The 24710-nt window shown below is 70.8% G+C and carries 26 protein-coding genes; 16 read left to right on the top strand and 10 right to left on the bottom strand.

The annotated features are described in order from the left end of the window. Positions 1-32: 32 nt before the first annotated feature. Positions 33-542: a mycothiol transferase gene (locus OG574_RS05555; protein ID WP_326772142.1), complete on the bottom strand. Its 510-nt coding sequence runs from the start codon at positions 540-542 to the stop codon at positions 33-35. Between the two features lie 270 nt (positions 543-812). Between OG574_RS05555 and OG574_RS05550 the strand changes: the two genes are divergently transcribed. From OG574_RS05550 to OG574_RS05515, 8 genes are all read left to right on the top strand, one after another. Then, entirely contained in the window at positions 813-1229 is a 417-nt protein-coding gene (locus OG574_RS05550) for a hypothetical protein (RefSeq protein WP_326772141.1), read from the top strand. A 117-nt stretch (positions 1230-1346) separates the two neighbouring features. After that, on the top strand, positions 1347-1739 hold the full coding sequence (locus OG574_RS05545; protein ID WP_326772140.1) for a hypothetical protein: 393 nt from the start codon (positions 1347-1349) through the stop codon (positions 1737-1739). Positions 1740-1746: 7 nt separating this feature from the next. Then, a complete protein-coding gene (locus OG574_RS05540) occupies positions 1747-2295 on the top strand; it encodes a hypothetical protein (protein WP_326772139.1) in 549 nt (182 codons plus the stop codon). 23 nt (positions 2296-2318) lie between these two features. After that, complete coding sequence (locus OG574_RS05535) at positions 2319-2690, top strand: peptidase inhibitor family I36 protein (RefSeq protein ID WP_326778372.1); 372 nt, start codon at positions 2319-2321, stop codon at positions 2688-2690. A gap of 138 nt (positions 2691-2828) precedes the next feature. After that, complete coding sequence (locus OG574_RS05530; protein WP_326772138.1) at positions 2829-3281, top strand: ATP-binding protein; 453 nt, start codon at positions 2829-2831, stop codon at positions 3279-3281. Between the two features lie 112 nt (positions 3282-3393). Beyond that, the gene (locus OG574_RS05525; RefSeq protein WP_326772137.1) at positions 3394-4734 is read left to right on the top strand and encodes an FAD-binding oxidoreductase; all 1341 of its coding nucleotides are present in this window, start codon (positions 3394-3396) and stop codon (positions 4732-4734) included. 128 nt (positions 4735-4862) lie between these two features. After that, positions 4863-6134, top strand: coding sequence for a hypothetical protein (locus tag OG574_RS05520; RefSeq protein WP_326772136.1), 1272 nt, complete (start codon positions 4863-4865; stop codon positions 6132-6134). 73 nt (positions 6135-6207) lie between these two features. Further along, complete coding sequence (locus OG574_RS05515; protein ID WP_326772135.1) at positions 6208-7080, top strand: universal stress protein; 873 nt, start codon at positions 6208-6210, stop codon at positions 7078-7080. A 9-nt stretch (positions 7081-7089) separates the two neighbouring features. Here OG574_RS05515 and OG574_RS05510 read toward each other — a convergent pair whose 3' ends face one another. Both OG574_RS05510 and OG574_RS05505 read right to left on the bottom strand, forming a co-directional pair. Further along, positions 7090-7284 carry a ferredoxin gene (locus OG574_RS05510; protein WP_100593829.1) on the bottom strand — a complete coding sequence of 65 codons (195 nt, stop codon included), beginning with the start codon at positions 7282-7284 and terminating at the stop codon, positions 7090-7092. Between the two features lie 29 nt (positions 7285-7313). Next, positions 7314-8519 carry a cytochrome P450 gene (locus OG574_RS05505; RefSeq protein ID WP_326772134.1) on the bottom strand — a complete coding sequence of 402 codons (1206 nt, stop codon included), beginning with the start codon at positions 8517-8519 and terminating at the stop codon, positions 7314-7316. A 329-nt stretch (positions 8520-8848) separates the two neighbouring features. Between OG574_RS05505 and OG574_RS05500 the strand changes: the two genes are divergently transcribed. Beyond that, on the top strand, positions 8849-9355 hold the full coding sequence (locus tag OG574_RS05500; RefSeq protein ID WP_326772133.1) for an FBP domain-containing protein: 507 nt from the start codon (positions 8849-8851) through the stop codon (positions 9353-9355). Between the two features lie 53 nt (positions 9356-9408). Here the strand turns inward: OG574_RS05500 and OG574_RS05495 are convergent, their stop codons facing one another. From OG574_RS05495 to OG574_RS05480, 4 genes are all read right to left on the bottom strand, one after another. Then, the gene (locus OG574_RS05495; protein WP_326772132.1) at positions 9409-10257 is read right to left on the bottom strand and encodes a nitroreductase/quinone reductase family protein; all 849 of its coding nucleotides are present in this window, start codon (positions 10255-10257) and stop codon (positions 9409-9411) included. Between the two features lie 501 nt (positions 10258-10758). Continuing rightward, complete coding sequence (locus OG574_RS05490) at positions 10759-11895, bottom strand: hypothetical protein (protein ID WP_398376798.1); 1137 nt, start codon at positions 11893-11895, stop codon at positions 10759-10761. Between the two features lie 95 nt (positions 11896-11990). Beyond that, positions 11991-13643 (bottom strand): amidohydrolase, encoded by a 1653-nt coding sequence (locus OG574_RS05485; protein ID WP_326772131.1) that lies wholly within the window; start codon positions 13641-13643, stop codon positions 11991-11993. Positions 13644-13686: 43 nt separating this feature from the next. Continuing rightward, positions 13687-15123, bottom strand: coding sequence for a purine-cytosine permease family protein (locus OG574_RS05480; RefSeq protein ID WP_326772130.1), 1437 nt, complete (start codon positions 15121-15123; stop codon positions 13687-13689). A gap of 151 nt (positions 15124-15274) precedes the next feature. Here OG574_RS05480 and OG574_RS05475 point away from each other — a divergent pair, with 151 nt between their 5' ends. From OG574_RS05475 to OG574_RS05465, 3 genes are all read left to right on the top strand, one after another. After that, positions 15275-15877 (top strand): TetR/AcrR family transcriptional regulator, encoded by a 603-nt coding sequence (locus OG574_RS05475; RefSeq protein WP_100593235.1) that lies wholly within the window; start codon positions 15275-15277, stop codon positions 15875-15877. A gap of 77 nt (positions 15878-15954) precedes the next feature. Further along, positions 15955-16659: a ribonuclease H family protein gene (locus OG574_RS05470; protein ID WP_326772129.1), complete on the top strand. Its 705-nt coding sequence runs from the start codon at positions 15955-15957 to the stop codon at positions 16657-16659. A gap of 51 nt (positions 16660-16710) precedes the next feature. Continuing rightward, positions 16711-17511, top strand: coding sequence for a 4'-phosphopantetheinyl transferase family protein (locus OG574_RS05465; RefSeq protein WP_326772128.1), 801 nt, complete (start codon positions 16711-16713; stop codon positions 17509-17511). On the opposite strand, the gene OG574_RS05460 is transcribed toward OG574_RS05465, so the two are convergent. Further along, positions 17490-18302 (bottom strand): endo alpha-1,4 polygalactosaminidase, encoded by an 813-nt coding sequence (locus OG574_RS05460; RefSeq protein WP_326772127.1) that lies wholly within the window; start codon positions 18300-18302, stop codon positions 17490-17492. The genes OG574_RS05465 and OG574_RS05460 overlap by 22 nt on opposite strands. A gap of 245 nt (positions 18303-18547) precedes the next feature. Between OG574_RS05460 and OG574_RS05455 the strand changes: the two genes are divergently transcribed. Both OG574_RS05455 and OG574_RS05450 read left to right on the top strand, forming a co-directional pair. After that, on the top strand, positions 18548-19459 hold the full coding sequence (locus OG574_RS05455; protein WP_326778370.1) for a D-2-hydroxyacid dehydrogenase family protein: 912 nt from the start codon (positions 18548-18550) through the stop codon (positions 19457-19459). 100 nt (positions 19460-19559) lie between these two features. Beyond that, the gene (locus OG574_RS05450; RefSeq protein WP_326772126.1) at positions 19560-20600 is read left to right on the top strand and encodes a hypothetical protein; all 1041 of its coding nucleotides are present in this window, start codon (positions 19560-19562) and stop codon (positions 20598-20600) included. A 54-nt stretch (positions 20601-20654) separates the two neighbouring features. Here OG574_RS05450 and OG574_RS05445 read toward each other — a convergent pair whose 3' ends face one another. Then, positions 20655-21914, bottom strand: a complete 1260-nt coding sequence (locus OG574_RS05445) for a hypothetical protein (RefSeq protein ID WP_326772125.1) — start codon at positions 21912-21914, stop codon at positions 20655-20657. Positions 21915-22184: 270 nt separating this feature from the next. Here OG574_RS05445 and OG574_RS05440 point away from each other — a divergent pair, with 270 nt between their 5' ends. Together OG574_RS05440 and OG574_RS05435 are read left to right on the top strand one after the other, a co-directional pair. After that, entirely contained in the window at positions 22185-22952 is a 768-nt protein-coding gene (locus OG574_RS05440; protein WP_326772124.1) for a GntR family transcriptional regulator, read from the top strand. A gap of 511 nt (positions 22953-23463) precedes the next feature. Further along, complete coding sequence (locus tag OG574_RS05435; protein WP_326772123.1) at positions 23464-23772, top strand: sulfite exporter TauE/SafE family protein; 309 nt, start codon at positions 23464-23466, stop codon at positions 23770-23772. Between the two features lie 71 nt (positions 23773-23843). Here the strand turns inward: OG574_RS05435 and OG574_RS05430 are convergent, their stop codons facing one another. Further along, positions 23844-24707 carry a carbon-nitrogen hydrolase family protein gene (locus OG574_RS05430; RefSeq protein ID WP_326772122.1) on the bottom strand — a complete coding sequence of 288 codons (864 nt, stop codon included), beginning with the start codon at positions 24705-24707 and terminating at the stop codon, positions 23844-23846. Between the last annotated feature and the right edge of the window lie 3 nt (positions 24708-24710).

The following is a 24710-nucleotide window of genomic DNA, read 5'->3' as shown; positions in this document are numbered from 1 at the left end:
GCGCCCGATTCACACGGGGTGCGCACCGGGTTTCAGAGGCGTTCGAGAATCCCGCGCACATAGGCGGCCTGCCCGGAGTGCTGGAGATCGTCCGAGATGACGCTCACCAGGCGCACGCCCAGCGTGACCGGCGGCGACCAGGTGTCGTCGATCACCTGGTCCAGATCCGCGTCGCTCAGTTCTGCCACGTGGGCGAGGGTGTGCTCGTGCACTGCGTCGAAGTAGCCGAGCAGCAGATCGGCCGACAGGACGTGCACTTTGGCGACCTGTTTGTCGCTGTGGCCGTACCCCGTGTCGGAGGGTGGCAGGGCAAGATCGAGGCGGTCGACCCAGCCGTCGGCGAGCCAGACCTGATCGGTCTGGAAGGCGTCGGAAATGTGATTGTCCTGCACGCGTGACAGGTGCCAGATCAGCCACGCGATCGAGTTCGAGTCGTCATTGAGCCGGGTGTTGAGTTCCTCGGCGGAAAGATCTTCCACTGCCGAGTGAACCGTTTCGTGGATCCGTCCGAACGCGTCGGTGAGAACGTCCTTGGAGTGCATGACGTGCTGCTTCCTCGATGGAGGCGATTTCACACCCGCGCACCCGTTCCATTCCGGCCATTCGGGGCCCTGAATATGCCAGGAGACTGGCCAGAAAGGCATGGTGACAGCGCGTCGGAAGTGCCGATACTCGTCTTCTGAGGAAGTTGAATGGCGCCCGACCAATAGATCATTTCGCCGGTCCTGACCCGGCGCACCCGAACGGACCACGCGCAACGCACGGAATGAAAGTGAGGCCCGCAGGGCGGCGAACGAGCGACGGGGGAGAGCGTGCACGAGGAATTCCTGTGCCATGTCACCGCCTACGGAATCTGCGGCGGTCAGCGCGTCGGCGTACCGCTCGGCACGTACCGCGCGCCCACTCTGCCGCTCGCGATGTGGTGGCTGCGCGACCGCGCCTCCTGGATAGCCGAACGGCTCGATCCGCGCCCCGGCAATCCGCATTTCCCCGAACACGCCATTGCCCCGGTCGCCGACACCGTCCCCGATGTCCCCGAAGCGCTGCGCGACTGGTGCGGTGATATCGAGCGGCAGGAACAAGTGGCCGAGGAACTCGCCGACGGAAAACTCGTCCGGCTGATCACTCGCGACGACACCACGGAATACGAGTTCCTCGCCGAGTCGATCGACTCCCTGCGGATGCAGCGCACCCGCGCGTCCAGGGCCGCGCTCGTGCCACACGCATGATCGGCGCGGCGCCGATATGACTAGTAGCCGGTACGAGTGGCGCCGCGCTTACCTGCGTAAATGCCGGGGGATTGTGGTCATGCACAGCGTCGTCACCACACTTTCGGAGCCGCTCGAATGCGCCGCAGCACCACCTTGCTCACCACCGCTCTCGCCGGCGTCGCCGCCGCGCTGACCCTCGCCGCACCGACCGCCGTCGCCACCGCGCCGGCCGGTTCCGTACGCGCCGCGGGCCCCGGACAGGTCTGCTTCTGGACCGAGGCGGGCCAGCACGGCCAGGCCTGGTGCTACGCGCCACCCGGCTATGCCGAGGCGGAGAACGGCACCCAGCGCCACGCCTACTCCTTCGACTCCCGCGTCGACGGCACGGTCTACGCGATCAGCTACGGACCGGGGAACAGCTGCCTCTACCGCGAGATCCGCAAGGACGACTACGACGAGAACTGGGAGGCGTGGGCCACCAAGTTCGACGGCATCAGCGACAACAAGATGGGATGCGAAGCGGGCTGATCGGCCGATGACCCACCGACCGCGCCCCTGGGCACGGCCGCTCCTGGCGCTCACCGTGCTCGGCCCACTGTCCCTGGCCGGACTGCTCGTCACCGGTTGTGCGGCCCCGGACTCCGGGCCCGCACTCTCCCCGGACGACACCGTCAAGGCCGCCACCCAGCTCCTGACCGACCGCTGCCTCACCGCGCGGGGACTCACCCCGCCGCGCCCCGGCAGGCGGCCCGGCACGAAGGCCCAGGAGGAACATCTGGCCGACGCCCTCTTCGGCGCCGGACGCACGGAACTCTCCCTGAGACTGCCGACCGGATACTCCGTGCGCGCCCACACCGACGGCTGCCTGGCCTCGGCGCAGCGCGCCCTCTACGGCGACCAGCGCCGCTGGTTCCGGGTCTCGACCGTCGTCAACAACCTCAAGCCCGAAGCGGCCTACCGCAAGACCGGCCTCGCCTCGGTCCGGGCCGGACACCGCACCGAAATCGCCGACTGGCAGCGCCTTCGGGCGCGCGCCCTGACCCGCGCGAGCCACCTCCTCACCGACCAGCCACGGACTCCGTAGCAAGAGAAAGAGACACAGTGATCATCAAGAACGCCGCCGCGCTCCTCGCGGCCGTGGCCCTCGCCCTCGGCGGTGCCGTCGCCACCTCGTCCGCCGCCTTCGGCGCCTCGTGCCCCAGCGGCCAGTTCTGCGCCTGGACGGACGCGGACTTCGGCGGTCAGCGCACCAACTGGTCGGGCGACGACCACGACTGGGAGGACCCCATCCAGGACCAGGACTCCTCCTGGGCGAACCATGGCATTTCGGGCCCCGGTATCAAGGACCACGTACAGGTCTACGAGAACCCGGGCCTCGTCGGTCTCGGCACCGTCTGTCTCGCCCCGGGCCAGGAGATTGCCTCCAACAGCTGGGGCAATGACAGCGGCGACTCCCACACGTGGAAAATGAGCTGCTGACCTCGCGCACCGCGGGACCGGAACGGGCGGCGCGCCGAGCCGCCCGTTCCGGCCGGTTATGACTGCCGCACGCGCCACTGGGTATCAGGAGGTCTGCAGGGGAGTTACTGTGCCGACCGATCCCATTGAGAGAACCGCATGACCGAGTACCTGGACGGAGCCTTGATGCCGACCGGTGCTGCCGACCCCGTCGAGCCACTGCGCCGGGCGACGCAGTACACCGGAGAGCCGGGCTGCATCGCCGACGCGCGCGCCTTCGCCGAGGTGTTCCTCGAGCAGCTGCGGTCGGAGTGGTGCGCCCTGATCGACGCCAGGTCCCGCGGCGATCTGCTGCTCCTGGTCAGCGAGCTCGTCACCAACGCCGACCGCCACAGCCACGGACCGTACGTCCTCGATCTCGAGGGATCGAAGGACGAGGTGGCCGTCACCGTCTACGACAGCAGCGCCGCCGTGCCCCGTCTCTTCGTCAGGGATCCCGGGCGCATCGGCGGGCACGGTCTCGAGATCGTCCACGCGCTCGCCGCGGAGGTCATCGTGGAGCGGGTACCGGTCGGGAAGTGGATCAGGGCCGTCTTTAGACTGCGACCGTAATCGAACGGTTCTCGCGCGAGGAGACGGCGACATCGATACGGCACCCGACCGCGAGCTCCTGAACGACCTGGCCAAGGCGCTGCCCGGCCTCACGCTGATCGAGGACGGCGACGTGCTGTCCGGGCTCAGCCACGACGACGCGGAATGGGCGCTGGTGGGCCGAGCGCTCGCGGCGGTCCGGGTGACGGACGCCGGCGAAGTACAGCAGGTGGTGCGCGCCTGTGCCGCGCTGTCCGTACCCGTCGTGACCCGTGGCGCCGGCACCGGGCTCTCGGGCGGCGCGAACGCCACCGACGGCTGCCTGGTCCTCGACCTCTCGCGGATGAACCGCATCCTGGAGATCGACACCGAGAACCTGCTCGCCGTCGTACAGCCAGGTGTCGTCAACAACGATCTGAAGGCGGCCGTCGCCGAGCACGGCCTCTGGTACCCGCCGGACCCCGCCAGCGCCCCCTGGTCGACCATCGGCGGCAACGTCTCCACCAACGCCGGCGGCCTGTGCTGCCTCAAGTACGGCGTCACCCGTGACTACGTCCTCGGCCTCGAAGCCGTGATGGGCGGGCCCGCGGGCGAGTACGGCACCCGCGTCCGGTTCGGGCGGCGCACCACGAAAGGTGTCAGCGGCTACGACCTGACCGGCCTGTTCGTCGGCTCGGAGGGCACCTTCGGAGTGATCACCGAGATCACGCTGCGCCTTCGACCCGCGCCCGCCGCCGAACCCCGCACCGTCGTCGGCGCCTTCGACGGCCTCGTCGCGGCGGGTGCCGCCGTCGCGCTCACCACCCGGCGCGGCCTCCAGCCCGCCGCCCTGGAACTCCTCGACCGGCACTGCATGCAGGCCGTCGAGGACTGGAAGCACCTCGGGATCGAGCCCGGCGCCGCCGCCCTGCTCCTCGCGCGGATCGACGCGCCGGGCGACGCGGGGGCGGCGGAGGCTGCTGCAGTCGCCGAGGCGTTCGCGGACGCGGGAGCACTCTGGGCCGAACAGTCCACCGACGCCGTCGAGGCCGAAGCCTTGTTCGACGTCCGCAGGCTCGCCTACCCGGCGCTCGAACGCCTGGGGCCCGTGCTCACCGAGGACATCTGCGTACCGCGCTCGGCCGTGCCCGCCATGCTCGCCACCGTCGAGGAGATCGGGCAGCGGCACGGGGTGCGGATCGCGACCATCGCGCACGCCGGGGACGGCAACCTCCACCCGCTCCTGATCACCCCGCCCGGGGACACCGAGGCGCGCCGCGCGGCGCAGGCGGCGTTCGAGGAACTGCTCGGCGCCGCGGTCGCCGCGGGCGGCACCGTCACCGGTGAGCACGGCGTCGGCCTGCTCAAGCGGGGCGGCATGCGGCGGGAACTCGGTCCCGAGGTCTGTGCGGTGCAGCGCGCGGTGAAGAACACCCTTGATCCGCTGGACCTGTTCAACCCGGGGAAGGTCGTCGGCGACCCGGGCCAGAGCTGACCCTTTCGACAGCGCTTTGCCCGCCGCGCCGACCTAAATGAACTAATTGTGTGCTTATCCGACTTACGGTGCGTGTGTCGTCAGGGGGCCGCGCAACGTGTCCTTCGCGGACGCGGGTTGGGATGCCGATGAGTGAGATCAGCCGCAGAGGAGCCGTGGGTCTGGGACTCGGGATCGGCCTTGGCGCCGCTGCCGCGGGCCTCGCCGGATGCGGGATGGGCAACGACACGGCCCGCCCGCCCGCGGGCCCCGGCCGGGCCCCCGACCTGGGCGGGAAGGCCGCTCCACGGCTGATCGGTGACGGATCGACGGCGTACACCGGCAAGCAGCCGAACCAGCCCGAGTCGCCCTTCCCCCTCGAACCCGGCCAGACGCCACCGCAGTTCGTGATCTTTTCCTGGGACGGTGCGGGCGAGGTCGGCAAAGGCCTCTTCCCGCGCTTCCTCGAACTGGCCGAGACCCACGGCGCCCACATGACGTTCTTCCTGTCGGGCCTGTACCTCCTGCCCGAGTCGAAGAAGCGGCTCTACGACCCGCCCAACAACCCCGTGGGCGCCTCCGACGTCGGGTATCTCACCGACGAGCACCTCAAGGAGACGCTGAAGTACACCCGGCAGGCGTGGCTCGACGGCCACGAGATCGGCACGCACTTCAACGGCCACTTCTGCGCCGGCTCCGGTTCCGTGGCGAACTGGACGCCCGCGCAGTGGTACAGCGAGATCGAGCAGGCGAGCTGGTTCATCAAGACCTGGCGTACGAACACGGGTTGGCACGACCACGACCCCCTGCCGTTCGACTACGACAAGGAACTCATCGGCGGCCGCACGCCCTGCCTGCTCGGACGGGACAACCTGCTGCCCACCGCCCGCGAGCTCGGCTGGCGCTACGACGCCTCGTCCCCCGGCGGCGTGCAGCGCTGGCCCGAGAAGCGGCAGGGCCTGTGGGATCTGCCGCTCCAGGCCATCCCGTTCCCCGGCCACACCTTCGAGGTTCTCTCGATGGACTACAACATCCTGGCCAACCAGTCGAAGAACTCCACGCGAGGGCCGTCCTACAACTACGCGGGCTGGCGCCAGCAGGCCATCGAGTCGTACCTCGCGGGCTTCAAGAGGGCGTACGAGACGAACCGGGCGCCGTTCTTCGTCGGCAACCACTTCGAGGACTGGAACGGCGGGATCTACATGGACGCCGTCGAGGCCGCGCTCAAGGAGATCGCCGGCAAGAAGGACGTACGCCTCGTCTCCTTCCGGCAGTTCGTCGACTGGCTGGACGCCCAGGATCCGAACGTGCTCGACCGGCTCCGCTCGCTGGAGGTCGGAGAGGTACCCGCGGGTGGCTGGGCGCGGTACCTCGGCGACGCGGTCACGGCACCCACCGGCGCCGCACGCGGCGGCACCTAGCTGGTTCTGACGTGTTGTCCGCCTCGCTGACGCACACTGGTCGGGACCTGATCTGCGACGGAGAGGCAGGCGCATGGACCGCTGGATCACCGCGGGAGTGGACGGATCGCCGGAGAGCTCGGCCGCGGCGGCGTGGGCTGCGCGCGAAGCGGTGCGCCGCGGATACGGGCTGCGCCTGCTGCACGCCTGGTCCCCGCTGCCGGACGTGGCGGCGTCCGCGCCCGATCTCGCGGCGCAGGCCGAGTGGGCCACAAGTGTGGCCGACGAGGCCGGGCGCGCCGTGGCCGGCGGCCACCCCCAGCTGGCGCTGTCGGTCGAGTCCCCGTCCGACGAAGCCGTTCCCGCGCTCCTCGGCGCCGCGGCCGACGCGGAGTTCCTCGTCCTCGGCTCCCGCGGACACGGTGCGCTCGTCGGCTTCCTGGTCGGGTCGGTCGGGCAGCAGGTCATCGCCGAGTCGGCGCGGGCCGTCGTCCTGGTCAGGGCCGACGACCGCGCCGAACCGGAGGCGGCGGGCCGCGAGATCGTCGTCGGCCAGGAGGGCGCGCCCGAGGACAGCCGCGCGGTCCTCGAGTTCGCCTTCGCCACCGCCTCCGCCCGCGGCGCGACGCTGAGGGTCGTCCGCGCGTGGACACTGCCGCCCCTGTACGCGTACAGCCCTGCCTCGCTGAGGCTGCTCGACGAGGCCGGCGGCATGGAGCCGTACGAGAAGAAGGCGCTCGGCGAGGCGCTCGAATCGCTGCGCACGCGGTATCCCGACGTGCCGGTGGTGGAGCACGTCGAGATCGGCAGCGCCGGCCAGGTCCTTCTCGCGTCGGCGGCGGGGGCCCAGCTGGTGGTCGTGGGCCGCCGCGCCCGACGTTCGGCCGTCGGGTCCCGGATCGGGTCCGTCGCGCATGCCGTGATGCACCATGCGCCCTGTCCCGTGGCCGTCGTACCGCCCGCCTAGTACGTGTCCTCAGTCGTCGGCGACGGTGATGGCCCGCACCGGACAGGCGCGGGCCGCCTCCCGCACCAGCGGGTCACCGGCGCCGTCCTCGCGGCCCTCCAGCACCTCGCTGAAGCCGTCGTCGTCCTGCGTGAACACGTTCGGCGCCGTCAGCGCGCACATGCCCGCGCCCACGCACCTGTCCTTGTCGATCCGGATCCGCACGGTCTGCGCCTTTCTTGCGGCTCGGGCGGTCACCACGTGACCGGGAGTTCGAGCATGCCCTGGATCGTGTCTCCCGGCTTGAACGGGATCTCCTCGGCGGGCGCCGCGAGGCGCAGCCCCGGCAGCCGCGCGAACAGCGACCGCAGCGCGATCTCCATCTCGGCCCGTGCCAGGTTCTGCCCCAGGCACTGGTGGACTCCGTAGCCGAACGCGAGGTGGTGGCGCGTGGGGCGGTGCCAGTCGAGGGAGTCGGGGGCCGCGAAGCTGTCTTCGTCGCGGTTGATGAGCGAGGTGGAGAAGACGACCCCGTCGTCCGCCCGGATGGTCTCGCCCGCGACCTCGATGTCCTCAGTGGCGACGCGCAGGATGCCGTCGGCGATGGACAGGAAGCGCAGCAGTTCCTCGACCGCGGCGGGCAGCAGCGAGTCGGCGGAGCGCAGCTCCTCCAGGAGGTCCGGATGCCGGAGCAGGGTGAACGTACCGAGCGAGATCATGTTCGCCGTGGTCTCGTGCCCCGCGATCAGCAGGATCGTGGCGAGGCCGATGAGCTCCTCGCGGTCGATCTCCTTCTCGTCCGGCCCCCGGTGGATGAGCTCGTCGAGCAGTCCGTCGCCCGGCTCACGCCGCTTGCGGTCGATCAACGAGCCCAAGTACGCGTCGAGCTGCTCGCGCGCGGCCTCCGTGTCCGTCACGTCCGGCCCGCGCAGCAGCCGCCGTGACTGCTCCTCGAAGAAGTCGTGATCGGCGTAGGGCACTCCGAGCAGTGAGCAGATCACCATCGACGGCAGGGGCAGCGCGAACGCGCTCACCAGGTCGGCCGTCGGGCCCTGCTCGACCATCGCGTCAAGGAGCCGGTCGACGGTCTCCTGGATGCGGGGCCGCAGTGCCGTGATTCGCTTGAGGGTGAAGCTCGGGATCAGCATGCGGCGCTGGGTGTTGTGCTCGGGGTCGTCGACTCCGAGAAGGGCGATGCGCCGTTTGCGGGAGAGGGCGAAGCGCTCCGTGGGCATCGGGAAGGCGCGGTTCTCCCGGTCGGTGGACAGGCGCGGGTCGATGAGCAGGTCGCGCGCGGTCGACTGGCCGGTGACCACCCACACAGTCCGCCCGTCGTAGAGCGAGACACGGGAGAGGGGCCGCGCCGAGCGCAGCGGATCGTAGGAGGCCGGCGGGTGGTAGGGACACGTGCGGTCCTGGGGGAAGGCGACGGTGTCCGGCGTGGGGGGTGTCACGGTCATGGTGACCTCGCAGGCGGTGAGTCTTCCTCGGTGATCTTTATTAGATGCCTTGGGCATCCAGTCGGCCACTCGAAGATCGGCCAGTCCGCCCATCAGGGACATCTGGCCGAACCCTGTTGTTCCGATTCTGCCAGGGGTGTGTTTTGTCAGGTCGGGGCGTGCCGTCGGACCGGCGGGGCGGACGGGGCATGTGCCGAACGGCCGGAGCCGATGGGGTGTCCTCGGGCGTGACGCGGCTTGTTCGCGCCCCGTAGACCGCACCGGTGCCGGCCGCACCCGCGGGGAAATGCGGATGCTTGTGCGAACGGCAGTGGGTATCGTCGCCGCACGTGGAACCACTGAACGAGAAACAGATCCGGGCGTCCTTCGTGAACTGCACGAAGGGTGAGGCCGCCCGGATGAAGCTCCCCCTCGACTTCGCCGAGGTCCCCTGGGAGGACCTCGATTTCCTCGGCTGGGTCGACCCGGGAGCTCCCCTGCGGGCCCACCTGGTGCGCCCCGGCCCCGACGGGCCCCTCGGCATCACCCTGCGGGTGCCCTCGGTGGGTCGGACCAGCGCCGTGAAGTCCAGCATGTGCCAGGTGTGCCTGACCGGACACGCCTCTTCCGGTGTCGCCCTCCTCGCGGCGCCCCTGGCCGGGGCGCGCGGGCGGGAGGGCAACACCGTCGGCATCTATCTCTGCGCGGACCTCGCCTGCTCGCTCTATCTGCGCGGCAAGCGGCAGCCCAAGCTGCGGGCCGGGCGCTACGAGGAGTCGCTCTCGCTCGATGAGCGGATCGCCCGCGCCATGAGCAACCTGGACGCCTTCGCGGCCAAGGTCACCGAGGTTGCGTGACCGGTGCGTGACCGGTGTGGGGCTCGTCCGGGACCGGTTTTGGCGAGGCGGCCCTACATCGCCGCGTCCAGCAGCGGGATGAGTTGTTCCTCCTCGTGCAGCAGGTGCCTCTCCAGTTCGTCCGTGAGCCGTTCCACCTCGGGGAGCACCAGGCTGGGGTCGGCGGCGTCGGTGGAGACCGTCTCCTGCAGACGTGCGAGGAGCGCGGCGATCCGCTCGTGCTCCTCGCGCATCAGCTCCAGGACCGCGCCGAGCTCGGGATGGCGCGAGCCGATGAACGGGAACAGGGCGGCGTCCTCTCCGGCGTGATGGTTGTGCAGTCCCTTGCAGAGCGTGAGGCAGTTGACCCGGAGCTGGGCTCCCAGACCGAGACCCGGGCCCGACTCGGCCATCTCCTTGCGGATCAGGCCCAGTTCACGCCGGATCCCGTCGTGGACGGCCTTGAGCCCGTCGCCCCATGACGTCGCGCCCGTCACGTTCGGCGGGCCGCTCTCGACGGCCCGCAGGGCGACCACGGGGATCACGCGGGAGGTTTTCGCCTGGTACTCCGCCCAGCCGGGATCGCGCTCGACCGCCCGGGCGAACGCGGTGTCGCGCTCGGCTCCCGTCAGGACCTCGGCCTCCGCCTCGTAGGTGAACACGCCGTCCTCGACCGAGACGCGCGGGGTGGCCAGCAGATTGTGGAACCAGTCCGGGTTGCCGGGCGCGCCTCCCGCCGAGGCGATCACCAGGACGCGCTCGCCGCCGTCGGGGAGGAAGCCGACCGGCGTGGTGTGCGCCGCGCCCGAGCGGGCTCCCGTGGTGGTGAGGAGGAGGATCCGGCCACCTTCGAAGGGGCCTGAGAGCCGGCCGCGATTGGCTCGGAACTCTTCGATGACGTGCTGATTGAAATCGTTGGGCATTCTCTTCTTTCGTCTCCGGGACTTACGAAATCTGGATCGCGGAAGCAAAAGAAGATCGGCGGGCCTCGCGCCCGCCCCGGCCTCACTCGGAGGCCGGGTGCCCTACTCGTTGATGGCCCAAGGCCGACCCGGCAGTCACGGGGCGAGACCCTAGTTCATGCGGGCGTGCGGCGGCAATGCGTTTCTGTCCGGTGCGGGCTCGGGGTGGTCGTTCTGCTGAGGTGTGCCGTCAGGCGCCGGCTCGGTGCGGGCTCGTCGGTTGCGTTTTTGGGTGCGGGGCCGCGGGGGCATGTACGTGCTCGCTGCCCAACGGGTGCACGTTGTTCAACGGGTGCACGTCAGCCAGTTGATTGCCTGTGCGTGGTGCTGGTGGCTGCGCGCACATGCCCCCACGTCCCCTCCCGATTCGTCGGCGCCTGGCCGTCACGTGGGACTTCGCTGTCTCCGGCCATGCCCCGCACGCGGCTGATCGCCTGTGGGGGGCTCCGGTTGGGCGGCTTCCTACTGGACCTTTGCCTGGATTGCCGAGATGCACGAGGCGATGGCCTGCTGGAGGTCCTCCAGGCGCTTGAGCATGTCGTCCTCGTAGACGTCGTCCTCGGCGTCGTCGAGGGTGAGCTCCTCGAATACCTTCGTCGCCTTCTGCAGGCTGTTGTAGAACTTCGCCCTGCGCTCCTTCACCCGGAGGTCGGGGTCGCTCTCGACGGTCTTGGTGACGAGCTCGCGGACGCTGTCGTACGCCTCACGCGCCCACTCGCCGGCCTCTTCGTCGTCGTCCAGCTCGTCGATCAGGGAGAGGTGGCGCTCGGCCTCCTCGCGCAGCTCGCGCGGCGCCTCGATCTTCTGTCCCGCCGCTGTCTTGATCTGGCCGTTCTCCGCGATCTGACGCACGTACTCGACCCGGTCGCCGGCCTTCGCCTCGGCGGCTACGGCCTTCTTCAGGTCGTCGGTGCGCACGATGTCCCTGACCAGCTCCGTGCGCAGGGCGGGGTCCTCTTCCAGGCGGTCCATGAGGGCCTTCCTGGCCGCCTCGGCGGTGCCGGGGTCGGCGAGGATCGCGGCGCGCAGCGCGGTCGGGTTCTCGGCGACCTCCAAGGCCTTGGTCGGGCGGATGCCCTCGGCCTCGGCGGCCGCCGAGATCGCGTGGCCGCGCGGCGACACGGCGATGGAGCGCGACGCGTAGTACGTCAACCAGGCGTCGGAGTCCGGGAGTTCGACGTCCTGGCCCGGGGTGAGCGCCTCGAGGTGCGGCACGAGACCGTCGTCGGCCGCCTTGTCCCAGGCCTTGTAGTAGCGCATGACGCGCTCCGCCGAGCAGCCCGCCAGCTCGCTGAACCGGCGGGCCGAGATCTTGGGCGTCTCGCCCACGGCCTGCCCGCCGGGACGCACGCTGCGCGCCACCATGAGGGCGAACGCCCAGCCGCCGGTCCGGGCGTAGACGCCGAAGGCCCGCGCGTCCTCGGCGACCAGGTCCGAGACCGGCGCGGCGTCCTCCGGGGCCTCCTCCTCCGACACGCTCTCCCCGCCCGGCACCCAGATGTTCGCCTCGGCCTCGGCGGGCCCGGCCTGCGCCGGGACGGCCCCTTCGGACGCGACGTCTGCTGCTGCGGATTCTGTCGGGGCGGTCGCTGAGGTCACGTGGTTCTCCTGAGGCGTCTCGGGCGGACGAAGGTTGACCCGCTACTTTATCCTTCCTAATTGACCGTTTTGTACGCGGGTACTTGTGTGGGGTCTCAGGCGCTGTGCTCGATCTTGCCGCCCACGACGACTGTTTCGGCCACGGTGCCGGGGATGTCCTCGGGGGCGGCGCTCAGGATGTCGCGGGACAGGACCACGAAGTCCGCCGTCTTGCCCACGCTCAGCGAACCCCGCTCGTTCTCAAGGAAGTTGGCGTACGCGGAACCCATCGTGTACCCGTACACCGCGGTCTCCACGTCCACCGTCTCGCCCGGCATCCAGGGCTCGCCGCCGTCCAGCGGGCGTCGCGTGACAGCCGTGTAGATGCCGACCATGGGGTCCATCTCGGCCACGTTCCAGTCGCTGGAGAAGGCAAGGACCGCGCCCGATTCGTGGAGGCTGCGCATCGGCCAGGCTTTGTGCCAGCGGTCTGTGCCGACGTTCTCCGCCCAGTCCTTGCCCGGCCCGGCGACCTCGGGGGCGCAGTGCCTTGGCTGCATGCAGGCGACCACGCCCAGTGCCGCGAAGCGCGCGGTGTCGGCCGGGTCGAGGCACTCGACGTGCACGACCTGGTGGCGGGCGTCCCGCTCACCGTTGACCGTACGGGCGTGCTCGACGGAGTCGAGGACCGTGCGGATGCCGCGGTCACCGGTCGCGTGGACGAAGCACTGGAAGCCGCGCGCGTCGAGCTTGGCAAGGAGGTCCGCGAACTCCTCCGGCGGGTAGAAGGTCTCGCCGCGGTGGTGGCCGCACCCCGCGTACGGCTCCAGGAGCGCGGCGGTGCGCGGCTCGACGACATCGTCGATGTAGAGCTTCAGGGGTCCGACGCGCAGCCGGTCGTCCGCGTGGCGGGCCGCGGCGGCGGCGAAGTCGTCGAGGTCGGCGTCGGTGGTGCCGCGCGGGTGGAAGAGCGCGGCCACGATCCGCGAGCGGAGCCGGCCTTCGGAGCGGGCGCGCTCGAACAGGGCGAGGTCGTCGATCGAGTTCTGCGGTTCGACGACGGTCGTGATGCCGAAGCGGATCGCGTCGTCGAGGGACTTGGCGAGGCGCCCGTACTGGCGGTCGGCCGAGGCCCACGGCACGCCGATCTCCTTGAGCGCGCGGTGCCCGTCGCGGGACAGGCCCTTCACCGCGAAGTCCTTGATGAATCCCGTCGGTTCACCGGTCTCGGAGTCGGTCGCGGCCTCTCCGAACGGCAGGCTCGTACGGTCCTTGTCGATGCCGAGGCGGCGCAGCGCGGCCGTGTTCAGCCAGGCGGTGTGCACGTCGTAGCTGAGGACGAACGCGGGGGTGTCGCCGGTCACCGGGTCGAGGTCGGCGGCCGTGGGCATCCGGCCGCCGGGTATCGCCGAGTAGTCGAACGCCTCCGCCTCGATCCAGGCGGCGCCGGGGTGCGCCGCCCGCCACGTGCGGATCCGGTCGTGGATCTCGTCGAGCGTGTCCGCGCCGGCCAGCTGGACGCAGGCGTCGTCGGAGCCGAGCCGTACGTGGTTGTGCGCGTCGATGAAGCCGGGCAGGACCAGCTTCCCGCCGGCGTCGATGACCTCGGTGCCGGGCCCCGTCCAGGTCTCGGCGTCCGTGTCGGCTCCGAGCCAGACGATCTTTCCGTCGCGCACGGCGAGCGCCTGCGCCTCGGGCAGCGCCGCGTCGACGGTGTGGACGCGTGCGCCGCGCAGGACGAGGTCGGCGGGGGCGGGGGAGTGGGACATGAGGGGTAACTCCTGTGGTGATACCGGTGGTTCGGGAGAAGGTCTACGCGGCGGGGGCGACGGTCCGCCGGGCGAGCGCCCAGTACACGAGGGCGGAGACGACCGAGCCGAGCAGCGTCAGGTCGGCGCCGCCGAGCGGGGCGACCAGCGGGCCGGTCCAGAGCTCGGAGTCGCAGGTCAGCGAGGCGAAGACGATGCCGGCGAGCAGCGCGACGACCCCGGCCGGGTGGTAGCCGCCCCGGTACCAGTAGGCGCCCTCGCGGCCGGTGTGCAGGGACGGGGCGTCGTACCGGCAGCGGCGCATCACCATGTCGGCGAGGAACACGCCGCCCCACGGCGCGAACACGATGATCAGCAGGGACAGGAACGACAGCAGCGAGTCGGTGAAATCCGTGAGGAACAGGGCGTAGAGCGAGCCGACCACGGTGACGCCCGCGCTGATGAGGATCGCCTTGGCCCGGCTCCACGGGATGCCGAGGACCTGGAGGTTCAGGCTCGACGAGTACAGCGTGATGATCGAGTTGGTGACGGAGCCGCCGAGCACCAGGGCGAGGAAGAGCGGCTGGAACCAGCCCGGCAGCAGCCCCTCGGCACCGGCCACCGCGTCCGACATGTCGGCCTGCGTGGCGGCGGCGACACCCGCGACACCGAGCGCCACCGAGGAGATGAGCCCGCCGAGCGCGCCGCTCCAGGTGATCGACCGCAGCGAGGTGGTGCGCGGCAGGTAGCGGGTGTAGTCGGCGGGCATCGGGACGTACGAGAACGGTCCCGCCAGCATCACGACGAACGCGAGGCTCCAGCCCGAGGCGCCGGGGACACCGCCGGTCGACGCGCCGGTGTCGGCGCCCGGGATCAGGAAGACGAGGAGTGCGGCGAAGCCCACGGCGAGGATGTACGCCATCCAGCGCTCGGCGAACTGCACGGTGGCGTGGCCCCACAGGGCGACGGCGAAGGTGAGCACCATCGTGACGGCCAGCGCGAAGGCGCGGGCGGTTGAGCCGTGCCAGCCGAGGTCAGCGCAGAACGCTTCGAGGGCGAGCGCGCCGACCACGGTGTTCACGATCGTGTAGCCGATCGAGACGATCCAGTTGAGCAGGCCGGCGGGCCAGTTCCCGCGGACGCCGAAGGGCGCGCGGGAGATCACCAGGGTCGCGGTGCCGGTGCGGATCCCGCTCAGTCCGGCGGCGCTGATCACGAAGAACGCCAGGCCTCCGACGACGACGGCCGCGGTCGCCTGCCAGAACGAGAGCCCGAAGGACACGGCGAGCGCGCCGTTGATGACGTACGTGAAGGTGAGGTTCGAGCCGAACCAGAGCCAGAAGAGGTCCTTCGCGCCGCCGTGCCGCTCCTCGTCGGGGATGGGGTCGATCCCGTGGGTCTCGACCTGGAAGACCTCGTCACCGGTGGCGGCGACCGTCGGTCCGGCCTGTGCGGGTCCGGCATCCGCGGGTCCGGCCTCCTCGGTGTGCTGCTGTGTCATCCCGCCGTCCTTGAATGTTGTTCTTGAATATCGTTCTAACTCCTTGAACGGCATTCAAGATGCGCCTCCTCGTCCCGTACGTCAAGACCCCTCGCGAAATTCGCCGGATAGGGTCATGGGTGTCGGGACCACGGATCAGGGAGGCGCGGCTGTGGCGGCTACTGCGCGACGGCGCGACGGGCAGGTCGCCCAGGAGCGAATGCTCGAGGAGGCGATGACGGCCATCGCCGAGGACGGCCTGGCATCGCTCACGATGTCGGCGCTCGGCAAGCGCCTCGGCACCAGCGGCGGCCACATCCTGTACTACTTCGGCAGCAAGGACCGCCTCCTTCTCGAAGCCCTGCGCTGGAGCGAGAGCGGCCTCGCCGACGAACGCAGGGCGCTGCTGTCCCGGCGCGTCACCGCCGAGCGCAAGCTCGACCAGTTCGTCGAGCTGTACCTGCCGCGCGGCCCGCGTGACCCGCGCTGGACGCTGTGGATCGAGCTGTGGGCCCGCACCTCGACCGACGAGGCGCTGCGCCAGGCCCAGGACGAGCTGGACCAGGGCTGGCAGGAGGACCTCGAGACCCTTCTGGACCGGGGGGTCAAGCAGGGGCGGTTCGCCCCCCTCGACACCGCCGAGCGCGCCTCCCAACTTCTCGCCCTGCTAGACGGGTTGAGCACGCGCATCGTGATCGGCCAGCGGGGTGCGGAGCGGTCCGCGGTGCTCGCCTCCGCGCGTTCTGCGGCCGAGCGGCTGGTGGCGCGGGCCTGATCGCCGGTGCGGGCGCGGTCGCGTGCGTGCCAGGGCCGGGCGACGGGGTGCGGCGTCCGCCGCTCACCGGCACTGGCATGATCGGTGTCATGGCAGATCGCGTAATCGCCGCGTGTGACGGGGCGTCGAAAGGAAATCCAGGGCTCGCCGGCTGGGCCTGGGTCATCGCCGACGGCGGGGAGACCCCGGTTCGCTGGGAGGCGGGCGCGCTGGGCACGGCGACGAACAACGTCGCGGAGCTCACCGCCCTGGAGCGCCTCCTCGCCGCCACGGACCCGGGCGAGCGGCTCGAGGTCCGGATGGACTCCCAGTACGCGATGAAGGCGGTCACGACGTGGCTGCCCGGCTGGAAGCGCAACGGCTGGAAGACCTCGGCGGGCAAGCCGGTCGCCAACCAGGAGCTCGTCACCCGCATCGACGCGCTGCTCGAAGGGCGCGCCGTCGAGTTCCGGTACGTTCCCGCGCACCAGGTCGACGGCGACCGGCTGAACGACTTCGCCGACCGGGCCGCGAGCCAGGCTGCCGTCGCCCAGGAACCTGCGGGCACCGAGTACGGGTCCCCGGAGCCCCCGCCGTCACCCGACACGGTCGCCGGCCCGTCGAAGAGGAAGCCCAAGGCGGGCCCGGCCCGATCGAAGACGGCCTCGTCGCGCACGCTCAACGCCAAGTTCCCGGGCCGCTGCGTCTGCGGCCGGTCCTACGCGGCCGGTGAGCCCATCGCCAAGAACCCGAAAGGCTGGGGCCACCCGGAATGCCGTACGGGCGCGGGTGCGGTGGAGTGAGCCGGGCGGGCTGTAGGGATCGGCGGGTGGCGTGATGAGGGTGGGATCCGCGTGACCCAGGAGCCGGACCTCGCGCGTGAGCCGGACCTCGCTCCCGACCCCGCCGTCCCGGCGGCTCCGGGTGACTGGGACGGTCGCCCGTCTCTGTGGCTGCTCAGGACCCCGGAGCGTGGAGAGCCGTACCCGCTGCTGGACGACTCCGCTCTCGACGCCGACGAGCGCGCCCGGGCCGCCGTCTTCGTACGGAGCACGGACCGCGACCTGTACCTGGCCGCACACATCTCCCTGCGCCGGCTCCTCGGTGCGTGTCTGGGGACCTCACCGGGGAGTGTCAGGTTCACCCGCGAGCCGTGTCCGCAGTGCGGCGGCCCGCACGGGCGCCCGGCGCTGGCCGGCCCCCGCCCGCCGCTGCACTTCTCCCTCTCGCACTGCGAGCAGCTTGTCCTGATCTGCGTGGCGGGTAGCCCGGTGGGCGTGGATGCCGAGCGGGTGCCGGACCCCGGGGCCGTTGACGACCTGGTGAAGGAGCTGCACCCGGCGGAACGCGCCGATCTCGCCGCGCTCCCTGCCGGGTCGCGCGCCGCGGCCTTCTGCCGGGTGTGGTCCCGCAAGGAGGCCTACCTCAAGGGCGTCGGCGTCGGCCTGGGGCGTGCACTGGACGCGGACTACGTGGGTGACCGTCCACGCCACGGAGCCGTCCACCCCTCCGGCTGGTCCCTGCGCTCGCTCGACCTCGGACCGCAGCGCGGCACGCACGCCGCAGGGGTGGCCCTGCGGGACACCGTGCCCCCAGTCATGCGTGTCCTGCCCGACGCGTACCCGCACACCTCTCAACAGGTGCGCCTCACGTAGCCGTTGCTGCCGGGAGTCGTCACGTCGTGGTCCCTGCGCACGATGTCCAACCGCTTTCCGAATGCGCTACAGGCCTTGCGCAGGCCGGTGTCGGTGTACTCGATCACCACGACCCGGTCGTCGAAGGCCTTGGCGTACACGCCGCACTCGTCGTAGGCGCCGCATTCCTCGGCGACGGCGAAGTCGACTCCCAACTGGTTGCCGTCGGGGGCCAGTTCGGCCGTGTTCTTCTGACCGACGGCGAGTCCGGCCCGGTGCGCGCGCCTCACCAGCAACGACATGAACGCCTTTGCGTCGCGGGCGCTCAGCTGGCCCTTCGAGCGTGTGTAGCTGTCGTAGTTGTCCGGCTCGACCGCGTCGAAGCCGTGGTCGGCGCACCCGTCGATCCAGGGGCCGACGCGGGCGGCCACCCGCTCACGCTTGTTCGGCGTGCCGATGTCCAGGAGCGGCTCGTCCCAGTCCTGGTCGATCACGACCCGTCCGTTCCGGTCGCGCAGCAGCAAGTCGGCGGGCCAGTCGTCCCGTTCGTCGGGCTGGGCCTGGAAGGCGTTGACGTAACACATGTTGTACACGCCTGGGGCGGGCCGAGCCGCCCGGTCGCGGCTTACGACACCGACGCCCTTCGCGGGCGGATAGGCACCACCGATCTGGTAGTCGAACCCCGCGTGCCGGGGCGGCGGACTCCAGTCCGGGCCTTCGCTCTTCGCGTCGCCGGACGAGCACCCCACGGCGAGCGGGAACAGCAGGGTGGCGACCAGGACATGGATGAGTACGTTCGTGCGTGACGCCATGCCGTATTCCATCATCAGGTTCAGGGACTGCCCTCAGCGGTGAGCCGGGGGCGGTCCAGCACCGAGTCCACACTCGAATTGTCCGTGCGTCGACTCGGCAGGTGTACTGGTGTGCTCAGCCCGCGGTCGTCGCACGGCCACCGCGAGGAGCCATTAGTGTTTCCGGTACCGGATCTTTCAGGGGAGTTGCGTTGACCAGACTGCGCTGCGCCGTGCTCGACGACTACCAAGGCGTGGCCTTGTCCATGGCGGACTGGACCAGAGTCGGGACGGACGTCGAAGTCCGGTCCCTGCAACGCCACCTGCCGACCGAGGACGCCGTCGTCGAGGCGGTCGACGACTGCGAGATCGTGGTCGCGATGAGGGAGCGCACACCCTTCACGGACACCCTCTTCGCACGCCTCCCGCAGCTGCGTCTTCTGATCACCTCGGGGATGCGCAACGCGTCCATCGACCTGGCCGCAGCGGTTCGGCACGGCGTCACGGTGTGCGGCACCGCCAGCAACTCCGAGCCGCCCGTCGAACTGACGTGGGCGATCATTCTCGGCCTCGCCCGGAGCGTGGTGCGTGAGAGCACCGCCCTGCGCGACATGGGCCCCTGGCAGAGCACACTCGGCGCCGACCTGCACGGACGCCGCCTCGGCCTCCTGGGGCTCGGGAAGATCGGGACCAAGGTCGCCCGCGTCGGCCAGGCCTTCGGCATGGAGGTGGCCGCGTGGAGCGAGAACCTCACCGAAGAGCGCGCCGCGGCGGCCGGCGTCACCCTCGCGCCCTCCAAGGAGGAACTCCTGGAGAGCAGCGACTTCGTCTCCGTCCACCTCGTACTCAGTGACCGCACGCGCGGCCTGATCGGCGCGGACGAACTCAAGCGCATGCGTCCCACCGCCTACCTGGTCAACACCTCGCGCGCCGCGATCGTCGACCAGGACGCGATGGTGCGCGCCCTGCACGACGGCCGGATCGCGGGTGCGGGCGCCGACGTCTTCGAGACGGAACCGCTCCCGGCCGACCACCCCCTGCGCACCGCCCCGAACTTCCTCGGCTTGCCGCACCTCGGCTATGTCACCCGCCGCAACTACGAGGGCTACTTCGAGGGCGCGGTCGAGGACGTCGAGGCGTTCCTGGCGGGGAGCCCGGTCCGCACGATCACGGCCTGAGCCGGGAGAGGGGCGGCTCGGGCCGGGCGCGGGGCGAACAGGCGGGCCGGGTAGGGTCCGGCGGTACGTGTGAGGCCACGGGGGCCGCACGGTTTCGGTGGTGACGGGGGCAGGGACGATGCGGCGCTGGATCAAGGTGGCGGTGGCGGCAGCGGCCGTCGTCGGCCTGGGTGGCTACATGGCCGAGCCGTATGCGCAGGACTGGTGGCTCGTCGGACGCGCCTGCGACGGGGCCCTGCCCCGCGACTCCGTCGCACAACTCACGCCTGACGACGCGCAGTTCACGAAGGAGGAGTCGCGCCGGATTCCGGAACTCGGGTTCTACGGATGCAGCCTCGCGTTCGACGGGGACGACACCGAGGGTGTGTTCCTGGTCGCCATGTCGGCGTACACCGGTCGTGACGACCAGGACCGGGAGTTCAAGAGGGCCTTCCCGGAGGGCGGCTTCACGCCGAACGCCGTGCTGTCGGGCGGGCTGCCCGGAACCGTCGACGACGCCGGGGTCATGCGGATCGTGACGCAGTGTCCGGCGCTGGGCAAGGACGCCGAGGGTCGGCAGCGGAAGATGCTGGTCCGCGTCGGGACGTTCGGGGACGTCGACCGGAGTGCTCTCGGGGCCGTCTACCGTACGGCCGTGGCCCTCGCCAACTCGGCCTCGAAAATCCTCAGTTGCGGCGCCCGCCCCCTCAAGGTGCCGCACAGGATCACCGGGTTCGACACCGAGGAGCGATGGCGGCGAGCCGTTTCCCCGGCGAAGGCGGAAGGCACCGGGTGTGACTGGCTGGCCCGAGCTGGTCTCGCGAAGAGCGAGGGATGGCGCCTCGCGGCGGAGGCGAACGACACGGCGCCCACGAGCGTCTGCGACCTGCGCATGGAACGGGGCGACGGCGCGGGCCGGGCCGGGATGGAGTTCGGTGCCTGGTACGGGGACTGGAGCAGCCGCCTCACGGCATCGGACGACAACGGCGAACGCCGGCCCCTGACCGCCACGGCACGTTGCGACGGCGAGGCGGCCAACTTCGCGCTCGACGCGACGAAGGACACCCCCGGCGTCGACAAAGCGGAACGGCGACGACTGCTCAAGGCGTTCGCCGAGGACCAGGTGCGGCGGCGCGGCTGCTCCGGACTGCGGTTCTTCTGAGCGACAGCGACATAGCCTCGGCTCTTCCGAGCCGGAGCGACGCGACGCTCCGGCTCAGAATCGCTCGATGGAGACCATCCACAGGGCCCGCACGTAGAAGTCGTCCATCAACTGCCGCATGGCCGCGGCTCGTTCGGAAGGTACGCTGCGCTCTTTCGCCCACCTGTCGAGCACCGTGAACATCTGGCGCCGGCCGTCCATCACGTCGCCGCGCAGAGGCCCCGACGTGGGCCGGTCGGCGATGTCGCCCATCGGTGGGCGGGTCGTGAGCTGGCGCGACGCGGGCCGGAAGGTGCCGCGGCTGTGCTCGCGTACCGACGCGTCGAACGCCGCGACGTCCTTGATCGTTCTGTCTTTCGCGTAGCCGGACCGCAGGGCCATGAGGGTGCCGATGTGGTCGGCCAGGTCCTGGAGGTCGTTGTCGGTCCAGGTCGTGGGGGTCCCGTACTTGTCGTCGGGACGGTACGAGGGGTCGCCGCCCTGGCGGGTCAGCCGCTCCAGATAGTGCGCGAGCTGGGCGCGGTGCGCGTCGTAGAGGATGGCGAACGCCTCGGGGTTCTTGGCGAGTTCGGCGACCAGACCGGGGATGTCGGCGGTCGCGTCCGCGTACCTGTCCCCGTACTCGAAGGTGGCGTGCGCCTCGCCGGGCGAGAGGAAGCGGCCCAGCCACACCCAGCCATGGTTGTCGAGCGTGGCTTCGGCCGGTGGAACGGCGGGTCCGGACGCCTCGTCCGCCCGGAAACCCCCGAAGTCGTCGTCGCGGAGGGCGTCCACCTCGTACTCGGCGATCATCCGCGCCACCGAGGGCGCAAGGCCCGCCGGGATCTCGCGGTCGCAGAGGACTGAGGCCACCGCGTAGGCGCTGCGGGCCTGCGCCATGGTGTGCGGCTTTCCAGGCCCGGACGCGCGGGTGCCCGCGTCGATGACCCGCCCGAGGACGCGGGCTCCGTCCCCGCAGAACCCGTCGTGCGCGAGCAGCTTCTTCGCACCGCCTATACGGGCCATGCTGTCACCGGGGTCCAGCGCCTTCGTGGCGGCGGCGGGATCGCCTGCGAGGGCACGGGTCGCGTCGGACACCGCGGTACAGGGTGCGGCGTCGGCACCGGATCCGGCGAGGACCAGCGGGACGGTGACCGCTGCGGCGACGGCGACCGCCACCGCCGAGGACAACAGCCGGTGAGCGCGCAACGGGCCGGTCAGGCGCCGCAGCGCAGTGGCACCGGCGCCGCTCTCCGGTGTCGCGTCGTCGTGCTCGTCATTGCCCTTGCCGTCCTTCTCGCTCACGGCGCTGCCGTCGCCTCCCCCATCGCGCATCCGGGCAGAGTAGCGATTGGTAGGTGTCGGGGCATCGGCGGGGGAGTGCACCGACGGCAGGGCTTCCTTGAAGGACGCGCGCATCCCCCATCGGACGCCGGGTATGTACGTGCGCTGCCCGGCGAAACCCGGAAATCCGACGGCGAAACCGCAGCTCAGTGGTTTTCGCAGGTCAGCATGGGTGGCGTAACTTCGGCGTAACACGTAAGTGGGGGCGGTGGGGTAGCTTCGGGTCCGGAAAGCAGGTGACGAACGGTGGTGAAACGCCCTATGCGTGACGAACATCCCCCGTATCCCGGCGGCACCCCGCCCCGGGCCGAGCGGGCGCGGCGGGTCGCCGACACGCTTCGGCAGCAGATCACCTCAGGCGTCTACGAACACGGGATGCTCCCCGACGAACGCGAGCTCGGCCACGCGCTCGGCGCCACCCGCAACGTCGTCAGGGAGGCCCTCGCGCTGCTGAGCGACGAGGGGCTGATCGTCCGTAGGCGTGGCATCGGGACCCGCATCGTGACGGCGAAGTACGGGCACGGCCTCGAACGCCTCACCGGCCTCGCGGAGACGCTCGTCGACTACGGCACCGTGACCAACGAGGTGCGCGCGGCCAGGATCGTGCCGCACGCGCCGAACGCGGTCACCGAACGGCTCCGGCTCCCCGACGGATCCGAGGCCGTGTACCTCGAACGCCTGCGGAGCCTGGACGGCCGCCCCCTCTCCGTCGACTCGACCTGGCTCGCCCCCGACATCGGCCGGCCCCTCCTCGACGGTGATCTGGCCCACCGGGATGTCTTCGACCTCATCGAGGAGACGACGGGGCACCGGCTCGGCAGCGCGGAGGTCACCGTGCATGCCGTCACCGCCGAACCGGACACCGCGCGGCTCCTCGAAATCCCCGCGGGCGCCGCCCTGTTCGCGATCGACCGCCTTACGTGTCTTGCCGACGGCCGCCCCGTCGACGCGGAGACCCTGCGCGTGCGGGCCGACCGGTTCGCCCTGCACGCCCTGGTCCACCGGGGACCCGTACCGCCCCGTTCCTGACCGAGGTCCCCTCGCGCCTGACCCAAGCCGCCCGCACCCACCGCCGTGTTCCGGAGTCACCCCATGCCCATGCAGCTCGACGTCCTCACCCTGGTGCTCCTTGCCCTGTTCGGGCTCGCGGGAGGCATCGGGATCACCGCGGTGGGGCCCGGGGGTGTGCTGCCCACGATCGGGATGTTCCTGCTGACGGGGCTCTCCCCGGCAGGCGTCGCGGGCACCGCCATCGCCACCCACGTGGCGACCGGCGCGCTCGGCACCGCCGCGTACACGCGATCGGGTCAGCTGCGGGACGCGGTCACGCGGCGCACGGCAACGGTCCTCGCCGTGGCCGCACTGGTCGGCACACCTCTCGGTGTCGTGCTCAACACCCTCGTCTCGGGACGGGGGTTCGGGATGCTGCTCGCGTGCGCCGTCACGGTGACTGCGCGAGCGCCGCACGCGGGTCGCGGGGAGCGAGCCGGTCAGCGTGCCGGTGACGCGAATTGCCTCGGTGGGCTTCGGAGTTGCAGTCGTGGCCGGGCTCTTCGGCCTCGGTGGTCCGATGCTGAGCGTGCCACTCCTGGTCGTCTGCGGACTCCCGGTGCTCTCCGCACTGGCCGCGGCTCAGGCGCAGTCCGTGGTGATCGCGGCGATCGGCACGGCCGGGTACGTGCTGCACGGTTCCGTCGACTGGGGGCTCGCCGCGCTCGTCGGAGTACCGGAGCTGGCCGGCGTGATCGTGGGATGGAAGATCGCCCACGCGGTCCCGGCGCGCCGCCTCAAGTACGCCCTCGTAGGAACACTCCTGGCGCTGGCTCCGTATCTCGCGTTCCACTCCTGATCCTCGGCCTCCAGCGCCGAGGTCCGGGCCCGCCCTCCTGGTGGTCGAAGGGTGGGCCCGGCATGGGGAGTTCAGCCCCGATGAGGTCGCGGCTGGAACGAGCCGCCGTACATCGGCAGTTGCACACTGGAGCCGTACCTCTCCAGCTGGGCCCAGGGCCGGTTGAGGCCCGAGGAGCCGAACTCGCGGACGCGGGTGACGGCGTCCAGGTCGAGGACGTCCGCGAGGAGTTCCTGGCCGGGGCCCGCCTGCTGGCGGACGGTGCCCTCGGGGTCGACGATGACGCTGTTGCCCACGGCGGCGGGGTCCGCGGCGTTGACGTTCACCACGTACACCTGGTTCGTCCAGGCGTTGGCTCGGGCGCAGACGATCTCCATGTCGCGGTCCCTCGTGGTGGTGAGGGTGGGCTGGACGATCACTTCGGCGCCCAGCCAGGCGAGCTGGCGCGCGGTCTCCGGGAACGAGCCGTCGTAACAGATCGCGAGGCCGATCCTGCCGATGCCCGGGATGTCGAAGACGACGAACTCGCTGCCGGGCGCCGTCGTTTCGTAGGGCTGCCAGGGGAAGACCTTGCGGTAGCGGGCGGCGATCTCGCCCTGCGGGGAGACCGCGAGGGCGGTGTTGTAGACGGTGCCGTCGGCGGCCCGCTCGTAGACGCTGCCGGGTATCAGCCACAGGCCCGTCTCGCGGGCGAGGTCGCAGATCCGGTCGGTGAGCGGTCCTGGGACGGTGACGGCCGCCTTGTCCATCCAGTCCTCGCGGGCGTCGAACAGAGGCGCCTCCGCGGACAGCATCAGCTCGGGAACCACGACGAGCTGGACGTGCGGAAGCATGGCGCGGGTCGCGCGGACACGGTCGGCGAACAGCGCCCACGTGGCCTCGGGATCGAAGGGGACGGGGGCGGTCTGGACGGCGGCGATGCTGAGCGTGCGCATGGA

This window comes from Streptomyces sp. NBC_01445, assembly GCF_035918235.1.
Lineage (GTDB): Bacteria > Actinomycetota > Actinomycetes > Streptomycetales > Streptomycetaceae > Streptomyces.
Note: the sequence above shows the minus strand (reverse complement) of the source record. Positions and strands in the feature narration are given on the sequence as shown.

Excerpts from the sequence above, each read along its gene's own strand:
- OG574_RS05445 (WP_326772125.1), bottom strand. The coding sequence starts at position 21,914 with ATGCGCGATGGGGGAGGCGACGGCAGCGCCGTGAGCGAGAAGGACGGC.
- OG574_RS05485 (WP_326772131.1), bottom strand. The coding sequence starts at position 13,643 with ATGTCCCACTCCCCCGCCCCCGCCGACCTCGTCCTGCGCGGCGCACGC.
- OG574_RS05430 (WP_326772122.1), bottom strand. The coding sequence starts at position 24,707 with ATGCGCACGCTCAGCATCGCCGCCGTCCAGACCGCCCCCGTCCCCTTC.
- OG574_RS05460 (WP_326772127.1), bottom strand. The coding sequence starts at position 18,302 with ATGGCGTCACGCACGAACGTACTCATCCATGTCCTGGTCGCCACCCTG.
- OG574_RS05515 (WP_326772135.1), top strand. The coding sequence starts at position 6,208 with ATGGACCGCTGGATCACCGCGGGAGTGGACGGATCGCCGGAGAGCTCG.
- OG574_RS05455 (WP_326778370.1), top strand. The coding sequence starts at position 18,548 with ATGGCGGACTGGACCAGAGTCGGGACGGACGTCGAAGTCCGGTCCCTG.
- OG574_RS05555 (WP_326772142.1), bottom strand. The coding sequence starts at position 542 with ATGCACTCCAAGGACGTTCTCACCGACGCGTTCGGACGGATCCACGAA.
- OG574_RS05495 (WP_326772132.1), bottom strand. The coding sequence starts at position 10,257 with ATGCCCAACGATTTCAATCAGCACGTCATCGAAGAGTTCCGAGCCAAT.
- OG574_RS05540 (WP_326772139.1), top strand. The coding sequence starts at position 1,747 with ATGACCCACCGACCGCGCCCCTGGGCACGGCCGCTCCTGGCGCTCACC.
- OG574_RS05480 (WP_326772130.1), bottom strand. The coding sequence starts at position 15,123 with ATGACACAGCAGCACACCGAGGAGGCCGGACCCGCGGATGCCGGACCC.
- OG574_RS05440 (WP_326772124.1), top strand. The coding sequence starts at position 22,185 with ATGCGTGACGAACATCCCCCGTATCCCGGCGGCACCCCGCCCCGGGCC.
- OG574_RS05545 (WP_326772140.1), top strand. The coding sequence starts at position 1,347 with ATGCGCCGCAGCACCACCTTGCTCACCACCGCTCTCGCCGGCGTCGCC.
- OG574_RS05470 (WP_326772129.1), top strand. The coding sequence starts at position 15,955 with ATGATCGGTGTCATGGCAGATCGCGTAATCGCCGCGTGTGACGGGGCG.
- OG574_RS05505 (WP_326772134.1), bottom strand. The coding sequence starts at position 8,519 with ATGACCGTGACACCCCCCACGCCGGACACCGTCGCCTTCCCCCAGGAC.
- OG574_RS05530 (WP_326772138.1), top strand. The coding sequence starts at position 2,829 with ATGACCGAGTACCTGGACGGAGCCTTGATGCCGACCGGTGCTGCCGAC.
- OG574_RS05520 (WP_326772136.1), top strand. The coding sequence starts at position 4,863 with ATGAGTGAGATCAGCCGCAGAGGAGCCGTGGGTCTGGGACTCGGGATC.